The sequence below is a fragment of the Pseudomonas sp. AC112 genome (assembly GCF_979253545.1).
Map to the genome: position 1 here is coordinate 6,548,372 of NZ_CEEDCM010000001.1, position 20,372 is coordinate 6,568,743.

The 20,372-nt window shown below is 62.3% G+C and carries 17 protein-coding genes and 1 pseudogene; 4 read left to right on the forward strand and 14 right to left on the reverse strand.

All coding sequences use genetic code 11. The features are described 5' to 3' along the window. Positions 1-23 precede the first annotated feature (23 nt). The 6 genes from AC0IYN_RS30080 to AC0IYN_RS30105 all read right to left on the reverse strand — a co-directional run bounded on the left by AC0IYN_RS30080 (position 24) and on the right by AC0IYN_RS30105 (position 7,279). Positions 24-1,466: a hypothetical protein gene (locus tag AC0IYN_RS30080; protein ID WP_471844668.1), complete on the reverse strand. Its 1,443-nt coding sequence runs from the start codon at positions 1,464-1,466 to the stop codon at positions 24-26. Between the two features lie 113 nt (positions 1,467-1,579). Then, positions 1,580-1,960, reverse strand: coding sequence for a hypothetical protein (locus AC0IYN_RS30085; protein WP_252992703.1), 381 nt, complete (start codon positions 1,958-1,960; stop codon positions 1,580-1,582). 2 nt (positions 1,961-1,962) lie between these two features. Further along, positions 1,963-2,958, reverse strand: a complete 996-nt coding sequence (locus AC0IYN_RS30090; RefSeq protein WP_457248117.1) for a hypothetical protein — start codon at positions 2,956-2,958, stop codon at positions 1,963-1,965. A 137-nt stretch (positions 2,959-3,095) separates the two neighbouring features. After that, positions 3,096-4,157, reverse strand: coding sequence for a lipocalin-like domain-containing protein (locus AC0IYN_RS30095; RefSeq protein WP_471844671.1), 1,062 nt, complete (start codon positions 4,155-4,157; stop codon positions 3,096-3,098). Then, positions 4,147-6,609 (reverse strand): ABC transporter permease, encoded by a 2,463-nt coding sequence (locus AC0IYN_RS30100; protein WP_471844673.1) that lies wholly within the window; start codon positions 6,607-6,609, stop codon positions 4,147-4,149. Before AC0IYN_RS30100 ends, AC0IYN_RS30095 begins: the two co-directional genes overlap by 11 nt. 1 nt (position 6,610) lies before the next feature. Beyond that, positions 6,611-7,279: an ABC transporter ATP-binding protein gene (locus AC0IYN_RS30105; protein WP_406597881.1), complete on the reverse strand. Its 669-nt coding sequence runs from the start codon at positions 7,277-7,279 to the stop codon at positions 6,611-6,613. Between the two features lie 274 nt (positions 7,280-7,553). On the opposite strand from AC0IYN_RS30105, the gene pmrG reads away from it, so the two are divergent. Together pmrG and arnT are read left to right on the forward strand one after the other, a co-directional pair. Further along, on the forward strand, positions 7,554-8,228 hold the full coding sequence (pmrG, locus tag AC0IYN_RS30110) for a lipopolysaccharide core heptose(II)-phosphate phosphatase PmrG (RefSeq protein ID WP_406597940.1): 675 nt from the start codon (positions 7,554-7,556) through the stop codon (positions 8,226-8,228). Positions 8,229-8,405: 177 nt separating this feature from the next. Beyond that, positions 8,406-10,061, forward strand: coding sequence for a lipid IV(A) 4-amino-4-deoxy-L-arabinosyltransferase (arnT, locus tag AC0IYN_RS30115; protein WP_457239915.1), 1,656 nt, complete (start codon positions 8,406-8,408; stop codon positions 10,059-10,061). A 2-nt stretch (positions 10,062-10,063) separates the two neighbouring features. Here arnT and AC0IYN_RS30120 read toward each other — a convergent pair whose 3' ends face one another. Both AC0IYN_RS30120 and AC0IYN_RS30125 read right to left on the reverse strand, forming a co-directional pair. Beyond that, positions 10,064-10,981: an ATP-binding cassette domain-containing protein gene (locus AC0IYN_RS30120; RefSeq protein ID WP_406597883.1), complete on the reverse strand. Its 918-nt coding sequence runs from the start codon at positions 10,979-10,981 to the stop codon at positions 10,064-10,066. Positions 10,982-11,188: 207 nt separating this feature from the next. Next, a complete protein-coding gene (locus tag AC0IYN_RS30125; RefSeq protein ID WP_457267502.1) occupies positions 11,189-11,413 on the reverse strand; it encodes a hypothetical protein in 225 nt (74 codons plus the stop codon). 12 nt (positions 11,414-11,425) lie between these two features. Between AC0IYN_RS30125 and AC0IYN_RS30130 the strand changes: the two are divergent. After that, positions 11,426-11,755 (forward strand): annotated as a pseudogene (locus tag AC0IYN_RS30130) (alkanesulfonate monooxygenase); the annotation flags it as partial. Here the strand turns inward: AC0IYN_RS30130 and AC0IYN_RS30135 are convergent. From AC0IYN_RS30135 to AC0IYN_RS30160, 6 genes are all read right to left on the reverse strand, one after another. Continuing rightward, the gene (locus AC0IYN_RS30135) at positions 11,745-15,218 is read right to left on the reverse strand and encodes a dermonecrotic toxin domain-containing protein (RefSeq protein ID WP_471844676.1); all 3,474 of its coding nucleotides are present in this window, start codon (positions 15,216-15,218) and stop codon (positions 11,745-11,747) included. The pseudogene AC0IYN_RS30130 and the gene AC0IYN_RS30135 overlap by 11 nt on opposite strands. 51 nt (positions 15,219-15,269) lie before the next feature. Continuing rightward, positions 15,270-16,046 carry a hypothetical protein gene (locus AC0IYN_RS30140; protein WP_471844678.1) on the reverse strand — a complete coding sequence of 259 codons (777 nt, stop codon included), beginning with the start codon at positions 16,044-16,046 and terminating at the stop codon, positions 15,270-15,272. A 278-nt stretch (positions 16,047-16,324) separates the two neighbouring features. Beyond that, on the reverse strand, positions 16,325-17,638 hold the full coding sequence (locus AC0IYN_RS30145) for a sensor histidine kinase (protein WP_406597886.1): 1,314 nt from the start codon (positions 17,636-17,638) through the stop codon (positions 16,325-16,327). Next, positions 17,635-18,303: a response regulator transcription factor gene (locus AC0IYN_RS30150; RefSeq protein ID WP_078047781.1), complete on the reverse strand. Its 669-nt coding sequence runs from the start codon at positions 18,301-18,303 to the stop codon at positions 17,635-17,637. Before AC0IYN_RS30150 ends, AC0IYN_RS30145 begins: the two co-directional genes overlap by 4 nt. Further along, complete coding sequence (locus AC0IYN_RS30155; protein WP_078047780.1) at positions 18,303-18,614, reverse strand: PepSY domain-containing protein; 312 nt, start codon at positions 18,612-18,614, stop codon at positions 18,303-18,305. Before AC0IYN_RS30155 ends, AC0IYN_RS30150 begins: the two co-directional genes overlap by 1 nt. Then, on the reverse strand, positions 18,614-18,916 hold the full coding sequence (locus AC0IYN_RS30160) for a PepSY domain-containing protein (protein ID WP_078047779.1): 303 nt from the start codon (positions 18,914-18,916) through the stop codon (positions 18,614-18,616). Before AC0IYN_RS30160 ends, AC0IYN_RS30155 begins: the two co-directional genes overlap by 1 nt. A 159-nt stretch (positions 18,917-19,075) precedes the next feature. On the opposite strand from AC0IYN_RS30160, the gene AC0IYN_RS30165 reads away from it, so the two are divergent. Continuing rightward, positions 19,076-20,155, forward strand: a complete 1,080-nt coding sequence (locus AC0IYN_RS30165) for a patatin-like phospholipase family protein (RefSeq protein ID WP_406597887.1) — start codon at positions 19,076-19,078, stop codon at positions 20,153-20,155. Positions 20,156-20,372 lie beyond the last annotated feature (217 nt).

The following is a 20,372-nucleotide window of genomic DNA, read 5'->3' on the forward strand; positions in this document are numbered from 1 at the left end:
CCCTCTTCACTGACACCGTTGTATCAGTGAACGATGTTCTGGGTGCAGATATGCCCGAACGTTACGTAAGGCACATTCTCGCCTCCCACCCCCACACCAGGGAACTCATCCAACTCGATACGCCAGCCGCCGAAGTTGAAGGTGGTGTCCCAGGTGTACGTCACACCGGTGCTGCTGTCTGGATACTGCACACGGTACTCGCCAAAGCAGTCACCGATAGCCGCACTGGCCAGGGAGTTACCCGCACTGTTGGTGGTGGCCTTGAAGTCGGTCCAATTGAAATCGGCACCTTCGAAGTGTTTATCGATGCGCAGCACCGGCGTAACGCCCAGCAGCGGTGCACCCGTGGAGTCGGACCAGTTGGTGGTCCAGTTCACCGTACGTGCGGCCTGGGTCGCCATCCAGAATATCGACGCGGGTACCCGCACGACGTTGTCACCCTTCACATCCGACGTGTTCAGCCGCGGCGTGGAGCCGAGGCTCAGTTGGTAGTGCTTGGCCGGGTCCTGAACCACAGCCGGATTGGCCCGCACACGCACCTTCACGGTGGTGCCCGGGGTGACACTCGGGTAGGTCGAGGTCGAGCCAGCAGGAACCGTAACCCAGTTGACGCCATCAAAACGGTCGAAAATCCACTGGTTACGGCTGCCACTCGCGTCACCGGCCAGGTACATGCTCACGCTCTGGCCACGGACGGCCTTGAAGTCGAAGTAGTCGACATCGTTGGCGTTGTCGAGGTTGCCGGTGACCTTGTTCATCGAGTCCGGCAGCACAAAGGCCGTTTGTGGCGTGTCATTAGGCTCGTAGGCATCGATGTTGGTGTCCACCGCCACGCCAAAACTGAACTGCGAATTGTTGGCGACCTTGGCGACCATGTACCAATAGTAATCACCGGCCGGCAGGACACCGTTGAGGTACTCATCGGCATTGCCCGCCGCATCAGAGGAGCCCACCACGCTCAAATTGCCCTGGCCGTCGTCCTGGAACAAGGTCAACGACATGTCGGTGCCCGCGCTCTGGTTGACCAGTTGCACTTGGATTCGCGCGTTCTGCGCCAGGTTGAAGTGGTACGCGAACTCTTCACCCTGGGCCACACCGTTGATGGTGTAGAGGGTGTTGATATCCAAGGTGGGGAACAGCGGTACAAAGTCAGCGACGGCGGCGCTTTTCGGCTCGACTTGGCTCGGCTTTTTCAACTCGCCGACCACGCTGTTGAACGGCGCGGATTTGACCGCCTGGGTAACGGCCTTGGACTGACCGGTCTTGGCCGCCTGGAGTTTTTGCTTGAGGCTGGCCGGCACCTTAGCCGCGTCCAGCTTGCCGCCGGATTTGAGCGCTTTGTCCACGGCCTGTTTGACCGCTTCGGCGCTGAGTTTCTGAGGGGTTTGCTCGGCCAGGGCGAAGGCCGAAACGAAGCAGGAGGCCGCCATGGCCGCGCCCAGCATAAAGGCTTTTTTCGATTTCATTTTTTATCCATCCATAGTTAAAAAGTGAAGCTCAGGTGACATCCGGTCACCTGGGATGGAATGTAGGATATGACTGTATGGATGTACAGTATTTTTTGAAAAAAAATCAATTCCTATGGAATGGGGATGTCACACCACCAGCGCCAGAAGCTCCAGACAGCCGTCCCGAAGGCCCAGATATAGCCAACTTTATAAGGCCACACCATCCAACGCTTGAGCGCTAAAGGAACTGCCGCTAATTCAGCCTCCGTCACAATACCGGCTTCCACATAGCGCTTTGAGTCTGAGAAAAACTCAGAAATAAGCAACATGCGATATTGCCTGTCGATCCACTGGTTTCGCCTCCAAAATCGCTTATTGTCTTGAACCCTTTCGTTCTGACAGAAATAACTTTCCACCTCATCGAGCTTTGCATATTCCGCAAAAATCATCAGTCCCAAGACAACAAACGTCCCGACAAATACCACGATGGTGTAGATGAGAAAAAAATCCATGGTTATGCTCCGTCAGGTAGGAATATCAAATCCCCATCGACTTCCATGATCTCTCCTCCCAAAAACGCCCCAGCACTACCGACCCTATCACCTCCCACATACCCTCCCGCTGAGCCTCCGATTATTCCGCAGGCGAGTTCACCTTTTCCCTTCATGCGAATACCTAGGAACATTGTGCATGCCCTTCGAGCGGCTCCTGCACCGAGTCTTCCCAAAAAGGCAGCTCCTGAGACTCCACCTGCCAACCGCCCCGTCTCCACATACTTCGCCCTTCTACACTGCGCCTCCCTCCCCTCCACACACGCCTCCTTGATCTCCAACCCCGCCACCCCCACATCCAGCGCCAACCCCACATAAGTCCCTTTGCCCAACCACTTCGACATCTGCGCAATCTCCCGCATCCGCTTCGCATACCCCGCAATCTCACCTTTATGCAGATAGCTCTTGGTCGACAGGCCCAACACCTTTTTCAACGACTCATTGCCCTGCAACCCCGTCCCCAACCGCGCCGCGCCTTGCAGTTGCACTTCCAGCCGCCGGAACAACGCCTGGCGCTGCTGGATAAACGCTGCCCTGTCCAAAGCACCGTCTTTCAACCGCTGATGCAAGCGCTCGATGTCTTCCAATGTTTGCGCTACTTCATCCAGATGCCGCGCCCAGGCCGACGTCGCACTGCCGATGCCAATCGAGCCCTTCGCCATGAAACTCTGCAGCAAGTCATAGTTGTCGATCACTGCCGTACCGGCCGCTGCACGCCTCTCCAAGTGACGACTTACCTGCTCGGCATGCCGCATCAACCAGGCCTCCTCGACCGAACAATTCAAGCTCTGGTTATCGGGAATAATCACCAGTTGCCCCGGCGCTACCAAGCCGGGGCGCAGGTGCCGGTTCAGCACATCAAAATGAGCGGAACGCTGGCGGCTCAGGGCGCCGCCCATCACCCGGTTTTTCAAACTCTGGTAGTCCGTCGCGCGCTCGTTGATAAAGCTCTGCGCCATGCTTCACATCCCTGATGCGATGAAGATGGCGTCGAAATATAAGCAAGCGCCTACGCCCCGGACACAGGTCCAGGGGGGCTGAATTACATTTGGGAAGCTGCCTACACAGCGAAGAAATAGAGCCTACGGAAACCGCGCTAATACCCGGTCATTTCCAGGTAACCCACCCCACCGTCGAACTGCACCGGCCCCTCCCAGTACGGAATACTCAGGTTCATCCAGGCGTTCGGGTTGACGGCCTGGGTGGTGATATCCAGCTGCTTGCCGGGGACTTTCAGCGACCAGCGAGTGGGGATCTTGCGCCCTTCAATGGCCGTCGTTTCCAGCGGCGTCAGTTGGATATCCGCGTTGTGCAGGGTTTGTGTATGGCCCTCTGGATCAATCCAAGTGCCGGTCAAGTAGGACGCGCCGTCGGTTTGCCGCACCCGGAACAGCATCAACTGTTCACCACGGTCCAGGTGCAGGGAGAACCAGTCCCAGCCGGTCTGGCTGGCGGTCAGCGGTTGGCTGCTCCACTCGCGGTCGAGCCAGGCCGGGCCGGTGACTTGATACACCTTGCCATCGATGCTGACGCTGCCACTGGCGCTGAAGAACGGCTGGCTGTAGTAGTACGACGCCTGGCCCTGGTCGGATTTGCGGCTGTAGCCATTGTCGCCTTGCAGCACCAGTGGACGGCTGGATGTCAGGTGCAGGTCGTAGGCAAACTGGGCGCCGCTGGCCTTGAGTTGCATGTCCGCCAGGCTGCTGGCGGCGCCAGGGCGGGTGGCGAAATTCCAGTCGTCGATCCAGGCGTTGAACGGCACCGCCTGGGCCCCGGCCTGGCCGACGCCACCGCGCGCGTAACGTTCGGCGGCATAGTGGTGGGTGGCGGACGTCACGGCGGCGTGGCCCAGCCAGATCGTCGAGTCCTGCCAGCCCGCCTGCGTGGGCCCGGCCTTGAGGGCATTGCGAAACAGCGTCCATTGCACGCCGAATACATTGCCGTGTTCATCCTTGAGATTGGCGGTGACGTACCACCACTCGATCCGAAAGCCGGCGTGGGGGCCATGGTCCTCGGGGAAGCTGAACACCTTGCCAGGTACCACTTGGGCAAAGTCTGCCGCGTCACTGCCCAAGCCGGCGAAGCTCTCCTGTGGCGCCGGGACTTTTTCGCATGCGGCCAATAACAAGCACGTCCACAGCAGGTACTTAATCTTCATTGGCAAACGTCCTCAACAAGTCCGCAGGACGGCTGCGGTACAACTGCCACAGGGGCCATGCCGAAGCCAGCAACGTGGCGAGCATTGCCAACCCGAGCAATTGCGCGAGTTGCCATGGGAACACCTGCAACGGCAGGCGCCAGCCAAACGCCTGCACATTGATCACCGCATCCAGGCACCAGGCCAGCAGCAGGCCGAGGGGCAACGCCAGGATCAGTGTGAGCACCGCCAGCAGCCAGGTCTGGCCGAGGTTGAGCAGCATCAACTGTCGACGCGTGACACCCAACGCCCACAATGGCGCGAGTTGGCCGAGCCGGCTTTGGCTCTGGGTCAACAGGCTGATAAACAGCGCCACACCGGCTACGCCCAGGGTCAGGCTGTTCAAGGCGGCGGTGGCGGCGAAGGTGCGTTCGAACACCTGGCTCGACCAGCCCTTGAGTTGTTGCTGATCGATGATACGGCTGTCGTCCAGGCTAAAGGCGCGTTGCACCTCGCGCACCAGCGGGGCCACATCCGCCGGCGCGACCCGCAGGTTGAAACGCGCCGGTGACAGCGTCGGCCAGTGCGCCAACAGGTGTTGGGCATTGACCAGCACATGGCCCTTGGGATTGCCGTAGTCGGCGTAGACCCCCACCACTTTTGGCGCCCACACACCTTGGGGCGTGGGAATGCTCACGCTATCGCCCAACCTCACGTCGAGCCGGCGCGCCAGTTGTTCGCTGAGCATCAGGGTGTCGCCTTGCTGCAACTGGTCCCACGGTTCAGGGGACGCCTCCAGCAGCGGCCAGTGCTGACGATAGGTCGGGTCGTCGACCACGCCAAACAGGTCCGCCGGCCAGCCCTGCACCTGCACGGCGACCTGCCAGGTGGGCAGCACGGTTCGTACCAGCGCTTGCTGCGCCAGCCAGGTGCCGAGTTGCTGTGCCTGGGCCGGGGTTTGTGGGTTGAGATACAACTCGGCGGTGAGGCGTTGCTCCAGCCAGTTGTTGAAGGTGTGACGAAACCCCGACGTCATCGACCCCGCACCGATGTTCGCCGCCAGGGCCAACAACAGCGCCATCAGGGCCAGGCTCAAGGCTGGCAATTGCTGGCGGCAATCTGCCAGGAACCATTGGCCGAGCACCGAATGGCTGCGCCCCAACACCGCCTTGAGCAGGCCATTGAGCACCACCGGCAACCCCAGGGCGGCGCCGAGCAGCAACGCCGCCATCAGCACAAAGCCGGCAGCCAGGCTGTTGCCCAACCACAGTGCCAGCAGCGCGGTCAGCAGCGCCGCACTGGCCACCCCACCCTGGCGACGCAACCAGCGTCCATGGGCTTCATGCCACGCCTGGGCATTGGCCAGCGCCAGCAAAGGCAAGCGCGCCGCCCGCCACAGGCTGCTGGCGCCGGCCAGCAAAGCGCCGAGCAGGCTCAAGCCCAACCCCGCGCCCCACCACCACGGGCTGAGGCTCAACTGCCCCGGCACCTCGGCGCCATACAACCCGCGCAGGCTGGCGGCCACATCCGGCAGCAACAGGCTGGCCAACAGGTAACCGCTGGCCACACCCAACACGCCGCCCAGCAATGAGAGCACGCCCAGTTCCACGCTGAGGCTGGCGATCAACATCCGCACACTGACGCCACATGCCCGCAGGGTACGCAGCAGTCCACGCCGTTGTTCCAGGGCCAGGCCGATGGCGGCGTGCACGATAAACAGCCCGACCACAAAGGACAGGAAACCCAGCGCATCAAGGTTCAGGTGAAAGCTCTCGGTGAGACGCGCGAGGTTATTGTCCTCGCCCTGCTTGAGTTGCAGCCCGGTGGGCGGTATGGGCTGGGCGGCGGCGAACGCCTTGTCCACCAGCAGGTGCGACAGGCGCCCCGGCATCTCCAGCAGCGGCTGGGCAAAACCGATATCGGTGAGCAACAGGCCGGGGGCCATATCTGCTTGGGCTTGCAGCGGCGGCAGTGTGTGACCACTCAGGGTGGTCGGTTGCTGGCCTTCGTGCAGGCCCAAAGCCTGCAGGGTTTGCGGCGCGATCCAGGTACGCCCCGGCGGCTCGAAAAACGCCAGCATCTGCGCCTGGCTCAAACGCTGCCCCGCCACCGCACCGCTGCCGGGCAACGACACCGGGTCGATGCCCATCAGTTGCAGGCGCACGTCTGCCTGCCCCGTGAGCTGTACGCGGCCCTGTACCACCGGCGACACCGGCCACCCGGCACGCCGCAATTGGGCAAAGACGGCTTGGTCGACACTGGCCCCGTCCGGCGTACTGAGGCTGGCTTGGGGTTCGCCGCCGATCAGTTGGCTGGCGCGGGCATAGCTGTCACGCGCCTGACTGTTCAGGGCTTGCACGCCGACCAGCAGCGCAGTGGCCAGCCACAGGCCGGTGAGCACGCTGAAAAATTGCACGGGATGCCGCCGCCAGTGGCTCAGCAACGCGCGCAGGGTCCAATGAAACACCGCCATGTCAGGCGGCGCCCGCAGGCACGACACGGCCGCGGTGCAGCACCACCTGCTGGTCCAGGCGGGCGGCGATGCGCGGGCTGTGAGTGACCATCAGCAGGCTGGTGGGGCTGTCACGCAACAAGTCCAGCAGCAGTTGCAGCACCTCGTCGCTGGTGGCTTCGTCAAGGTTGCCGGTGGGTTCATCAGCCAACAACAGGCCTGGCCGTGACGCCAATGCGCGCCCCACCGCCACCCGTTGCTGCTGGCCGCCGGAGAGCTGTTCAGGGTAACGCTTGAGCAAATCCCCCAGGCCCAGGCGTTCAACCAGTTGCGCTTGCCACTGCGGGTCAAACCGCCCGGCCAGGCGTGCCTGGAACGCCAGGTTGTCCTCGACACGCAGACTGCCAATGAGGTTGAACTGCTGGAACACCAGGCCGATTTCGGTGCGCCGCCAATGGGCCAGCTGCGCTTCGCTGAGTTGGTCGAGGCGCTGCTCGCCCACCTGGATGCTGCCGCCATCCAGCCGGTCGAGCCCGGCCACCAGGTGCAGCAGGGTGCTCTTGCCGCTGCCCGACTCGCCCATCAGCGCCAGGCTGCTGCGCTCGGCCAAGTGCAGGTCCACACCGGCCAACACCGTCAATGGCCCCTGGGGGGTGGCGTAGCTTTTGAACACACCTTGCACCTGCAACATGACAACACTCGTTTGATGGGCGGCAATCGAGAATAACGGCTGGCGCTCCACGCCACGCAAATTTTTCACATGGATTTCACCGGCTGCCCACCCACGCCTCTTTAAATTACCCGCCATGGGTCATTCGTCGGCAACTTGTTAGTTGCCTCGCCTGACAACTTTTTAACCGCAACATGTTCAGCGAAAAGACAGCCGGCGTGTGACAGCCTCCAGCCTCACTGCGGCATTCGCCAACCCGTTGCGCCTAATTAATACAAGATTGCCAACACTGCCCATGGTGAATGAAGTGGTTGACCTTACCCTGACCAAACCGCGCTCGCGATGGGCCTTTATCAAGCGCCTGCAACGGCTGTGGCTGGGAATGCTGGTGGTGGCGTTGCTGCTCGCCGCCAGCCTGCTCTGGCACGCTTCACCCAAGGACCTGGGCGTCGGCAATCGCCTGCTGACCTCCCACGTGCTGCCCCTCTGGCGCGACGGCGATTTGATCGTGCTGGTGCGCCACGAAGAGCGTTGCGACCGCTCGACCAACCCATGCCTGGGCCCGGTGGAAGGCCTGACGATCCACGGCAGCCAGCAGGCCGAGATCCTCGGCAAAGCCTTTAAAACATTGGGTATGGAGGGCAGCGACGTACTGGCCAGCCCCGCCATCCGCACCGCCCAGACCCTGCGCTTCATGTTCGGCAAAAACGAGTTGACCTCCGGCCAGCAAGCCGTCTGCGGCGCGGCCATGGGTGAGGAATTGCTCAGCCACAAAACCCCCGGACGCAACCTGGTGTTCGTCACCCACAGCGGTTGCATTGCCGACTTCGAAAACAGCCTGGGCTTCCCCCACGCCGCCTTCCCCCAATACGGCAGCGCGCTGTTCGTGCAGGTATTGCCCCACGGTAAATTCAAGACCCTGGGCATCGTCAACAACCCGGATTGGCCCGCCGCGTTAAAACAACTCTAGTCACTTTCCTGTCCGTTTGTTCAGCAAAAAGACAGCCCTGCTCTGGCATGTTTAGTTGCGCCTTTTAACTAAGGACGTCATGAATATTTCCTGCAATTCAGTGACCGTTGTGACTTTTTCTTCTACGACTTTATTAGTTCAAACTTCTTCCACTAAACGTCAGGGAGCGACGTTTGCATGACTCGATTAAAACCGCTGCCGGTCTTACTGCTGGCCTTTGTCGCGTTCTACCTGCTGCCCCTGGGCCTGCACGGCTTGTGGATACCCGACGAGACCCGCTACGCGCAGATCAGCCAGGAAATGCTCCAGAGCGGCAATTGGATCGCGCCGCACTTCATGGGGATCCGTTATTTTGAAAAGCCTGCCGGCGGCTACTGGTTGATCGCCCTCGGCCAGGCGGTGTTTGGCCAGAACCTGTTCGGTGTACGCATCGCCTCGGCGCTGACCACCGGCCTGAGCGTGCTGCTCGCCTACCTGATCGCCCGTCGCCTGTGGAATGACCCGCGCAAAAGCTTCGCCTGCGCCCTGCTCTACCTGAGCTTCGGCCTGGTGGCTGGCCAAGCAGGCTATTCCAACCTGGACCCGCTTTTCACCCTGTGGGTCAACCTGAGCCTGGTGGCCCTGTGGTTTGCCCTCGACAGCACCACCCTACGCGGCCGCTTGTGGGCCTGGGCCGTGGTGGGGTTGGCCTGTGCGTTGGGTTTCTTGACCAAGGGTTTCCTGGCCTGGGTGCTGCCGGTGCTGATTGCCCTGCCCTACATGCTCTGGCAACGCCGCCTGGGCGAACTGCTGCGCTACGGCCCGCTGGCGATACTGGTAGCGGTCGTGGTGTGCCTGCCGTGGGCACTGGCGATCCACCTCCAGGAACCGGACTTCTGGCGCTTCTTTTTCTGGAATGAACACATTCGCCGCTTCAGCGCCGACAACGCGCAACACGTGCGGCCGTGGTGGTTCTTCCTGCCGATCATTGCTGTGTCATGCCTGCCCTGGGCCGGGCTGTTGCCCAGCACCCTGCGCACGACCTGGCAGCAAAAGCGCCAGCCGGCCATCGCCTTCCTGGCCCTGTGGCTGCTGCTGCCGCTGGGCTTCTTCAGCCTGAGCAACGGCAAGTTGCCGACCTACATCATGCCGTGCCTGCTGCCCCTCGCGCTGTTGATGGGGCACACCCTGACGGACCTGATCAACCGGCACAAAGCCCGCACGATCTGCCTCAATGGCCTGCTCAACTTCGTGATCGGCATGGCCGCCATGATCGGCCTGATCTACCTGCAAATCGCCCGGCCGTTGTACAGCAACAGCCACGCCGAGATGTTCAGCCTGTCCCTGGCCTTTATCGTGTTGCTGGTGTGGATCCTCGCCAACCTGCTGCAAGCGTTCCGCCCGTTGACGCTGTGGGCCATGCCCGCCCTGGGCATCGGCCTGCTGGTGATATTGCTGCCGGCGAGCATGCCCGCCTGGATCGCCGATAACGAAATGCCCGACCAGTTCGTGCTCGAACACCTGGAGGAACTGCAGCAGACTCAAGCGCTGCTGAGCAATGAATTGGAGAGTGCCAGCGCCCTGGCCTGGCGCCTGAATCGTTCCGACGTGGCGCTGTATGACACCGAGGGCGAGCTGCGCTATGGCTTGCAATACGCGGGTTCGGCACATCGCAAAGTGGAATTGGAAGCGGTCCAGGCCTGGCTCAAGGCCGCCCGCCAGCGTGGCTCGGTGGGCGTGCTGATGCGGGTCAACAGCACCAGTGAAATGCGCGAGGCGGGGCAATTACCGCCAGGTGGCAAGCGCTATTACAAGGGCTATCTGGAGCTGATTGTGTACCCGCAATTGCCTTGAGATCAGCGCGGCGTGGTCTTGGCCGGGTCCGTCACGTCAACGGGCGCGACGCTGCTGGCCAACCCCGCCACCTGTTCCTGCACCGCCCGCCCCTCCGCCCGGTTGCGGATGAACCCGGCCCGGGTGAAGCGTTCCAGAAACGGCACCGGCAATGCCTTGTCGGGCGTCACCGCTGGCTGCTCGGCCCTGTCGCCAAACAAGGTGTACGCCGCACTCGGCAAGTGCCGGGTATTGAGGTCGCTGGTCAGCCGGCCCTCCTGCAACACAATCGCACGGTTGGTGACCCGTTGCAGGTCGGACAGGCGCTGCGAGATGTAGAGGATGGCCACGCCCCGTGCGCGCTGGCTGTCGATCAGGCCCAGCAGGCGTTCGGCGTCGGCTTCCGAGAGGGCGGCGGTGGGTTCGTCGAGGATCAGCAACCTGGGCAGTTGCGCAAAGGCGCGGGCCAGTACCAGCAATTGACGGTCCGCCGGGTTGAGGCGTTCGACCGGGTGCTGCAGCGGCAGGTCCAGGCCCAGCCCGGCGGCAATGGCTTCGGCGCGTTGCAGCAGGCTTTTGCGGTTGAGCAGGAAGTCTGCGTCAGGCTGCCCCAGCTCATCGAGCAACAGGTTCTCGGCCACACTCAGGCCGGGGGCGATGGCGTCGTCAGGGCATTGGTGCACGGCGACGATGCCGACTCGGCGCGCCGATAACGGTGAGGTAAAACGTTGGCGTTGCCCATCGACCCACAACTCACCAGCATCCGGCACCAGGGTGCCACTGAGGATGCGCACCAGGGTCGATTTGCCCGCCCCCTTGGCACCCAGCAACGCCACGCCCTCGCCCGGGTAAATATCCAGGCTGACCTGATCGAGGGCCCGTTGGGCACCAAAGGTCTTGCACAGGTCACGCAGGCGGACCAAGGGCTCGGGGTTGCTCATGGCTGATCTCTAAGGCGGAACGATGACTCATTACAACGCGCCAGGGCGCTGATTTATTCCGAACAACAATGAGTTAGGTCCCGAATTAAATGCATTACCTCATCAACAATCCAATAGCTGAATCGCATAGCAAAAATATTTTGAGTTATAAGACCCTTGTCTGCAGTGTGTTGAATGCTTTCAGCACGGCGTCCGGTCTCTCCAGCATCAACTGGTGACCGCAGGCTTCCAGCACCTGGAACTCTGCATTCGGCAATTGCCCTGCCAGGGCCTGGCCACCAGGCTGTAGCCCTCGGCCTTGAGGGCCTGCCATAGCGGGCGCCATTGGTCTTTGTTGCCGCCAGCGCCATGGCAGAAGAACACCACGGTGTCGGCTTGAGTGGTGCCCACGTGGTGGGCGATGCTCAAGGTGCGGTTGGGGCGCAGTGCCAACGGTTCGCCACGCAACGACAGATGGCGGCGTATGAATCGGTGGGCCAGAGCCGCCAGACACAACTGATGCAAGGCCGAGGGCGCGGCGCACGGGAGCTGGAAGTCTCAGCCAACTTGTGGGCAGGTGTGAGCCTGGTACGCGGCGGCGCCGGCACCGCGCTGGTGGGCAGTTATGCGCGGGTAGCGGAACGGATAGAGGAGTATCACCAGCTGGGGGTGGACAGTTTCATCCTGTCCGGTTTCCCCCATCTGGAAGAGGCGATTCATGTGGGTGCGCAGGTGTTGCCGTTATTGCGCAAGATAGGCACGGCACAACCCGCTGGGGTGGGGCTCAAGGCCTGAAGATAAACGGCCTGACCACCAGCCCCTCCAGCATCTGCAAGCCGCCGACCAATTGCACCAGGTTCCCCGAATTGATCGCCCGAGTGAGCATCGGGCGCAGGTTCCCAGGCAGGTTGCCCCGCAACGCCCACTGGCTCGGCGGTGCGGTGGCGATACTCGGCATGTGCTCACTCTGGAGGAGATGCAGGGTCAGCCAGTACAGAGTGTCTTGCCCCGGTCGCCTGAACAGCAGTTCATTGGAGGCAGGCATTTCGAAGGTTTCATAGCGGCTGCGGTTGAGCAACGTCCGCATCATCGCCCGCATGCTGTGGGCCGAGGGCGATCGCAGGACGCTGTCGACCAACGTGCGCTGAATACGATCAATCCGGAACCAGAGGATCGAGAACTGCCCCAGCAACTCGCGTAAAAACCAGCTTGAATTCCTACTGCGTGGCAACCGGGTCATCAATTGCAACGGGTCCCCCAACATCGGTACGCCGGCGCGTTCCCAGGTCGACCAATCCTGCAGAATGTTCGCCATCTGCCTGTGCCCGCCAACGGTCAGGCCGTGAGGGTTGGCGTGGTCGAACAAGGCCGTGGCCAGGCTTGTAATGCTACGTTGCGTGAATTGTCGAAATACTCGCATGAGATAGGGCGTCATTGGCCCGCTAAAAGGCAGGTTCAAGACGACCTGCCATCGGCGAATGTCACTCACCCATACCGCGACCCTCGGCTGGTTGAGTGGCTGCAGGCGCAACAGCCGCTCCCATTGAGCAAACGTTCTCGGCACCCCTTCAGAAGGGGTAACCAACACATCCGTGCGTGAAGCGTTGGAATCGGGCAAGGTCCGGTAGTATGAGCCATCTATTTCAATGTATTCCGTCGCCGCCTGCCCAGACTCAGCACCGGCACGGCGCGCGCTTCTAGGCCGCGAGAGCATCAATTGCAGATCATCCGGCGCCAGGGCCTGTGCCCACCCCACGACGCGCTGATGGGAAGGGCTTTCGGGAGTGGCTGCCGGACGTTCACGGAGTACGATTACGCTCCCCCGACTGGGACCCGGCGTTGGTTCGGGTGCCGGACGCTCACGCGGCACGATAACGCTTGCGCGACTAGGCCCCGGCGTTGGCTCGAGTGGCACTGCAACCGATGATGTGTGTCCGTGCAGCCCACTCAAGCTCTCGACAAACTGCTGGGAAGTGATGTTGAGGTACAACCTGACGAAGTCGTCCGAAACCCTGCCGGTGGTGCGCAGTTGATGGACTAGCACCATTTCCAGGTTGGGCCGAGCACCCTGCGGGAAAGCGAACAGATCAAATGCCCGCCGAGCCTCGGCTTGACTCATCGCTGGGTACAGTGCCATGAGTGCCGCTTCGGCCGGGGTTGGATCAGGCGCACCACCGCGCAAGCCCCGCGCAGGTGAACGAACCTCCCAGGCGCCCTGGCTGTTTCTGCGGATAGCCTCGTGGTGATAGGCGTGAGGCTTTCGCGCATCCCTGACCCGCCACACTGTGTTGTCGTTGTCCCTGAAGATCGAATACCAATGCCCCTTGTCCTCGAGAAAATGCTGGGCGGCGCCGGACACCGGGTCGTTGCGGGTAAAAACCCCCTGGCCTTCCCAACCGTCGAGCGGCGTGACGCCGCCGGGCTTTTTCGCCAGCGCCTTCTTGGCGCTCAGCCCCAGTCCGGCCGGAGTGGGGCGGCGTATGGAAGCAGTGCCTATTGCGCCATCCAGCACCGCCCCCAACAGCTCGCCGATGGAGCGCACCACGTAATGCGCGGCACCTGCCCGGTCCCCGGCCTGCGCGGCCTCTACCGCACTGATTACCGACAACGCGCAGCGGGCCAGGCCGATCGGCAACATGATCTTGATCGGTAGCACCACAGACACGACATCCAGGCCCAGCGTCAGCAGCGTCGAGGCGGTTTCCCAGTTGGTTTCCTGGGTGCTCGTCGTTTGCATGCCGGCCTGATTGATCACGGCAGACGCCTCCAGTTGATAGGCCTCCTCCAGGACGTTACCGGCAATTCTTTCCAGCATGATCAACGCGGCACTCACTCGACCGCGCAAGGTGGTGCGAAGGAGTGGGCGCGCACTCAGCGCAACCCGCTCGACCAAATAGTCACGCCAGGCACTGTGGTTGATAAAGTCGCGGTATAGGGCCGAGGTGTCCGGGTATTCGTGGAACCGGCGCCCCCCTGGCGCCTGGGCGGTGTACACCACCTTGTTCGACACGCTCGCGGACGCCGAAGAGAACACAAGCACTCCGCGCACCCGCTCACCCCGCAGCTTCAAGCCTTGCACCAGTATCCGGTGCCCTTCGACCTGTCGCCGCTGGTCGGTATCTTCAGGGCAGTCGAGTACGCTCATCACCCATTGATAGCCACGGTCCGCACGATCCGGCAGGAAATCGCCGGCCATTTTGGCTTCGAGGGCATCGGCCCGCAGTTGCAACTGCATCAGCTGTACATAGTGCAATTGGTCAGCAAGCGCCGTGGACGACGTCACCAGGCGGTCCTTCAAGAATCGCTCATAGCTGTCGCCGATATTGACCTTGCGCACCAGTGCTTTGACCTGTGCAGTGGTGAGGGCCGAATAGGGCTCGCCGTCCTGCCCGGTCAACTCGGAATACTCCGCAAACTTGGCTTCCAGGCCGCTGACATTTTCCAAGGCCAACGCCGTCAGCGAGCGTTTGTGTAGCGTGAACACCTGGGTCCCCGGGGGCGCAGGCTGCGGCTTGGCGCCCGGAATAAAACTGCCTGGTTGCCGAGGCGCATAGTCCTTGGTGTGGACCATGATGTGATCGGGGTTCACCGTCAGGCCATGCTCGGCCTCCAGGACGATGCGCACTTGCGTGTTGCTGTATTCCAGGAGTTTCGCCGGGTCACTGAACTGCACCAGGTCGGGCAAGCCGTCCACTTCGGACAGACTCACCAACGCATCGCAATAGGCGCGCGTCGCAGCTTCCCACGCCTGCACGTCGGCGGGGAGCGCCCCCTTGAGAAAGTCCTTGATCTGCACCTGGGTCCGTTTCTGCAAACGGGCCATGAGGGTGCTGGAAGCCCCGAACGTATCTCGCACGCTCACCAACTGCTCCAGGCTCTGTGGCAGGTCGCCGATCTCGGCACCACTATCGGGGTCCTGGTAACGCACGAGCATGTCAGCGACGTCATGCTGAGCCTTTTCAAAAAGCGCATCGAGGCTGTAGAGGAAGACTGACTCCAACCGTTCCTGATAGCGAATACGGTCCTGTCGAGCCGGCTGCTCAGCCATCGCCAAGCCGTGCGCCTGGTCCTTGTAAGCTATCAGCGCAAGCAGATCGCTGGACTCGGCACTGTTGTGCAAACGTCGGTGCAGTTCTCGATCGAGGCTGGCCAAGGAATCGAACCCTTCAACGCCACTGCCCGGCAGATACAACAGCACGGCGCCCACGTTGGCCTGTGACTCAACCGGGCGCACCTGGGGTGGCTTGACGGCGTCCACGGGCAACACCTTGTCGTCATCCTGATCGCGGGTCGTGATGACAAACGCTCCTTACAGTGGAATATCCCCCCCTGGCTCGTCCTTGATGGCCACACCGTAGACACACGGCCGATACCCGTCGAGACGCTGCCTGGACACAGCATCGGGATGACGTGTCACGAGGTCGAACAGCAACTCGTCAGACAGGGCCAGTACCCCATCGGCCTTGAGCAGTTGGACCTCGACCTTGAGCATTTCCACGCGTTTTTGCACCAGCCACTGCTTGCGCGAACGCGAATCCGTGGCACTGAGCGGCGCTTGCCAGTAGCGCTCATGAAACTGTTTGAACGCGCCGAGAAACCCCTCGGCCAAGGTGTCGAGGAAGCGGTCGAACGCGGCGATGTCCAGACCAGAAACCGGCACCAGGCCCTCTTGATCCGCCGCCGCTCGATGCAGACTGGTTTCAGCGCTGGCGTAGTCCGCTGGCGCCTTGGCGGCCAGGCGCGTCACCACCGCATCCATCAACGTGGGCCACAGCACCAGAATATTATCCAGCAGGCCCTGGGGCACCGCTTCAGGCGCATGGGTGGGAACTGGCTCAGCGCTCGGCGGCACTTTAGCGACCGACTTGATAAACGTGGTGCACAGGTCGACAGGTTCCTCCAAATCACTGAACGTCCGGTCGAACTCAGCCTGCACGAAGACATGGAACCCCGGTTGCGACTCCAGCGGTTCCAGCAACTGGATGCTCAAGATTTCCAGACGGCGTGCCAGCCGGGTTTGTAAGGGGGTATCGCGGGCGTCCACCAAACGCGTCAACGCGGTGGATACGGGGGCACCATAGTGCATGGGCTAGGCCTCGGGAAAAATGGGAAGGCCACAGCTTGCCCCTCTCCCGGTTGCCATGGGCCATGCACAAGTAGTTCACACCTACCCGCCCGGCGTTCGCTCATGGTTTGTAAAAGGCTCGCCGCACCGCAGCGATGCAGAGAACTCGCTCCATCAAGCACCCGGTTGATGCCATCGCCGGCAAGCCGGCTCCTACAGTTAGATCGCGGGGGGACAGTTAGATTGTGGTCGGCTGTGAGGCCGCCATCGCCGTCGAGCCGGCCCCCACAGTTTTTGCATCAGCGCTTGGGCAATTCAATCAGCACGTTGAGGCCACCCAACTCACTTTCCTGCAACTGCAACACCCCGCCCCACACCTCGACAATATCCCGCACGATCCCCAACCCCAGACCATGCCCGTCAATCTGCTCATCCAGGCGCGCGCCACGGCTGAACACTTGGTCGCGCTGACTTTCAGGAATGCCGGGGCCATCGTCTTCCACCGCCAACAGGTAGCTGCGCTCAGCCTCAGTGACGGTCAGACGCACATCGGCATCCGCCCATTTACAGGCGTTATCCAAAAGATTACCGAGCAGTTCCAGCAAATCCTCTCGGTCCCAAGGCAGTTGCAGGCCGGGAGCGGCGTGGTAGCTCAGGTCCAGGTGTTCACCGTGGATCATGTTCAGGGTAGCGAGCAGGCCGGGCAGTTCTTTTTCGCAGTCGAACAACGCGCCCGGCAAGGTTTCCCCGGCCAGGCGGGCGCGGTTGAGCTCGCGGTTGAGGCGTTGCTGCACTTGCTCCAATTGATCGCGCAGCAGTGTGCTCAGCTCTGGGCGATCCTTGAGTGCTTCGCTCGACGCCGCGCTCAACAGCACCGCCAATGGGGTCTTGAGCGCATGGCCGAGGTTGCCCAGGGCATTGCGCGAACGCTTGAGGCTGTCTTCGGTGTGGGCCAGCAGGTGGTTGATCTGCGCCACCAGCGGCTCCAGCTCCAGGGGCACCTGGGTGTCCAGTTGCGAACGCTGGCCCTGTTGCAACTGGGCAATCTGGTTGCGCGCGGTTTCCAGCGGGCGCAGGGCCCGGCGCACGGTCACACGTTGCAGGACCAGCACCAGCAACAGTGCCGCCAGCCCCAGCACCAGGCCGATCTGGCGCATCAGGCGGAAGCTTTCGCGCACCGGGGTGTAGTCCTGGGCCACGCTGATGGAAATCGGCTGGCCGAAACGCTTGTAGTCCGAACGCAGCACCAGCAGTTGCTGGCCTTCGGGCCCCAGTTGCAGGTTGCCTTTCAGGCCGACCTCGGGCAGGCGCGGCAGCTCCTGGTCCCATAGCGAGCGCGAGCGCCAGTGGGTGTCGGCAAAATCGATGCGGAAGTAGTGCCCGGAAAATGGCCGTTGGTAAGCCGGCGACAGGCGCTGCTCATCCAGCTGCACGCCGTTGGGCCCGCGCACCAGCGCCACCAGCAGGTTTTCGGCGTCATTGCGCAAGCCGGCTTCCAGGTAGCGCTGCAGACCGGCTTCGAACAGCCACAGGCTGGTTTGCGCCAACACCACGCCGACGATCACCATCACGCTGATCAGCCCCAGGCTCAGGCGTCGCTGGATCGACCTCATGCAGGGCTGGCGCCAAACCGGTAACCCTGGCCGCGCCGGGTCTCGATCACGCTGCGGCCCAACTTGCGACGCAGGTGGTTGACGTGGACTTCCAGCACATTGGAGTCGCGCTCGGTCTCGCCGTCGTACAGGTGCTCGGCCAGGTGGCTTTTTGACAGGATTTGTTCGGGGTGCAGCATGAAATAGCGCAACAGGCGGAATTCGGCGGCGGTCAGCTGGATCTCCGCGCCGTCGCGCAGCACGCATTGGCGACCTTCATCCAGGTGCAGGCCCGCGGCTTGCAACGTGGGCTGGTTTGCCTGGCCGTGGGAACGGCGCAACAGCGCCTGGATGCGCAGGTGCAGCTCCTCGGGGTGAAAGGGTTTGGCCAGGTAATCGTCGGCGCCGGCCTTGAGCCCTTCGATGCGCTCGGCCCAGGAATCGCGGGCGGTGAGCACCAGGACCGGCGTGGTCAGCGCAGCGGCGCGCCATTGCGCCAGCACCTCAAGCCCAGGCAGGCCCGGCAGGCCGAGGTCGAGGATGATCAGGTCGTAGGGCTCGCTTCGGCCCTGGTACACGGCGTCTCGCCCGTCGGCCAGCCAATCGACGGCATAGCCCTGGCGCTGCAGACCGGCCAGCAGTTCATCGACCAGGGGTACGTTGTCTTCCACCAAAAGCAGGCGCATCAGTCTTCCTCGTCTTTGATCAACACACCGGTGGTCGCGTCCAGCTTGATCTCGCGCACCACGCCTTCGGTGGTCACCAGTTCCACTTCATAGGCATATTGGCCGTGCTTCTTTTCCAACTCGGCCTCCAGCAGGCGCGAGCCGGGATAGCGCGCCATGGCCTGCTGCAACAGTTGCTCCAGCGGCAGGATCACCCCCTGCTGGCGCAGTGCCAAGGCTTCATCCTGGTTGAGGTCGCGGGCCGCCAGGCTGGAGCAAAATGCCATGAGCACCAGCGCCACGCGACTGCCGGCGCGTAAATTTACCTTCATTACGTATCCTGATGATTCTTGAGAACCTGCCCGGTGAGCGCGTCCAATTCAACATCCCATTCGATGCCGTGGGCATCTTCCAATTCGACCTCGTAGACGTACTTGCCGTAGGCCTCGTCCAGGTCGGTATCCAGCAGTGTCGAACCGGGGTGCAGGGCCAGGGCCGCAGCTTCCAGTTGGTCAAAGGCGACAATAGTAACAGTGGCCGGCACTATCAGTGGTTTGTCGGGGTCCACGGCTCGGGCCTGGGTCGCCGTGAGGGCGATGATACCGGTGGCGACCAGAGCGGTGAGGCGCTTCATGATATGTCTCCGTTACAGGATGTTTTCCTACGCCAGGCACCGTACGCCCTGCAACTTAACTGAAACTGAATTGCCACCATGGCAATTTCCGCCAAGGCCTTTTTCCCCACTGCCCACGAGATTTTCTATAATGCCCCGCTCGCTCGACCAGAGACCGGTATGACAGCCATCCACATCAAGTTTCCCGCCCTGACCCTCAAGGCCGGCAAACGCGCCTTTGCGCGCATTCGTGAGCAAGGCCTCAAGCCTGCCGATGTCGGCATCCTGCCCGGCGCGGCCGGTGGCCCCAAGGCGCTGGGCATCCAGGGTCTGGACCTGGCACTGTTCGGCGACTGGCTGCCCCGCGCGCCACGGGAACGGGCGCTGATCGGCGCGTCCATCGGCTCCTGGCGGTTTGCCAGCGCCTGCCTGCCCGACCCGGTTCAAGGCCTGCTGGACCTCGGCCGCTTGTACAACGAACAACGCTTTGCCAAAGGCGTGACCATGGCCGAGGTCAGCCAGAGCTGCCAGCGCATGCTCGACGACCTGCTGGCCGGCCGCGATGCACGGGTGCTGGACAACCCGGACTACCGCCTCAATATCATGGTGGTCAAGAGCCATGGCCTGCTTGCCGATGACCACCGTGGACGCCTCGGGCTGGGCCTGTCGTCGGTGATCGCCGACAACCTGCGAGGCCGCGCGCGGCTGTCGCGGCATTTCGAACGCCTGATCATCCACGACCCGCGCCAGGCGCCGCCCGTGCATCCGTTAAAGGACTTCCCTTCACGCTTCCTGCCCCTGGCACTGGGCAACCTGCGCCAGGCACTGCTGGCGTCGGGCTCGATCCCCATGGTAATGCAAGGCGTGCGCGACCTGCCGGGCGCCGGCGCCGGTACCTACCGCGATGGCGGCCTGCTGGATTACCACCTCGACCTGCCCTACCACGGCGATGACATCGTGCTGTACCCCCACTTCACCGATCGAGTCATCCCCGGCTGGTTCGACAAAGGCCTGCCGTGGCGGCGCAGCAACCAACAGGGCCTGCAGGACGTGTTACTGCTGGCGCCGTCCAAGGACTACCTGGCCCGCCTGCCCCACGGCAAACTTCCGGACCGCAGCGACTTCAAGCGCTTCATGGGCGACGACCCCAGCCGCAACAAATACTGGCAGACTGCGATGAGCGAGAGCCAGCGGCTGGGAGACGAGTTCCTGGCGTTGGCCGATAACGGCCAATTGGGCGAGCGCCTACAGCCCCTGTAACCCCCGCCTCCCCACTAACCACGATGCGAAGCGAGCCGCTCTTGATCTAGCTTTTGATCTTGCTCTTGATCTCGCTTTTGATCTTAGGCGCCCCGTCAAACACGCTGGCCGGAATTCGACAGGGATTTGGGGGGTAAACCGGCAGGGATGCCGGTTTAGCCGCCCCGCGCCATGGATGGCGCGGGGCGGCGGCCCCCCAAATACCTGTCGGATTACG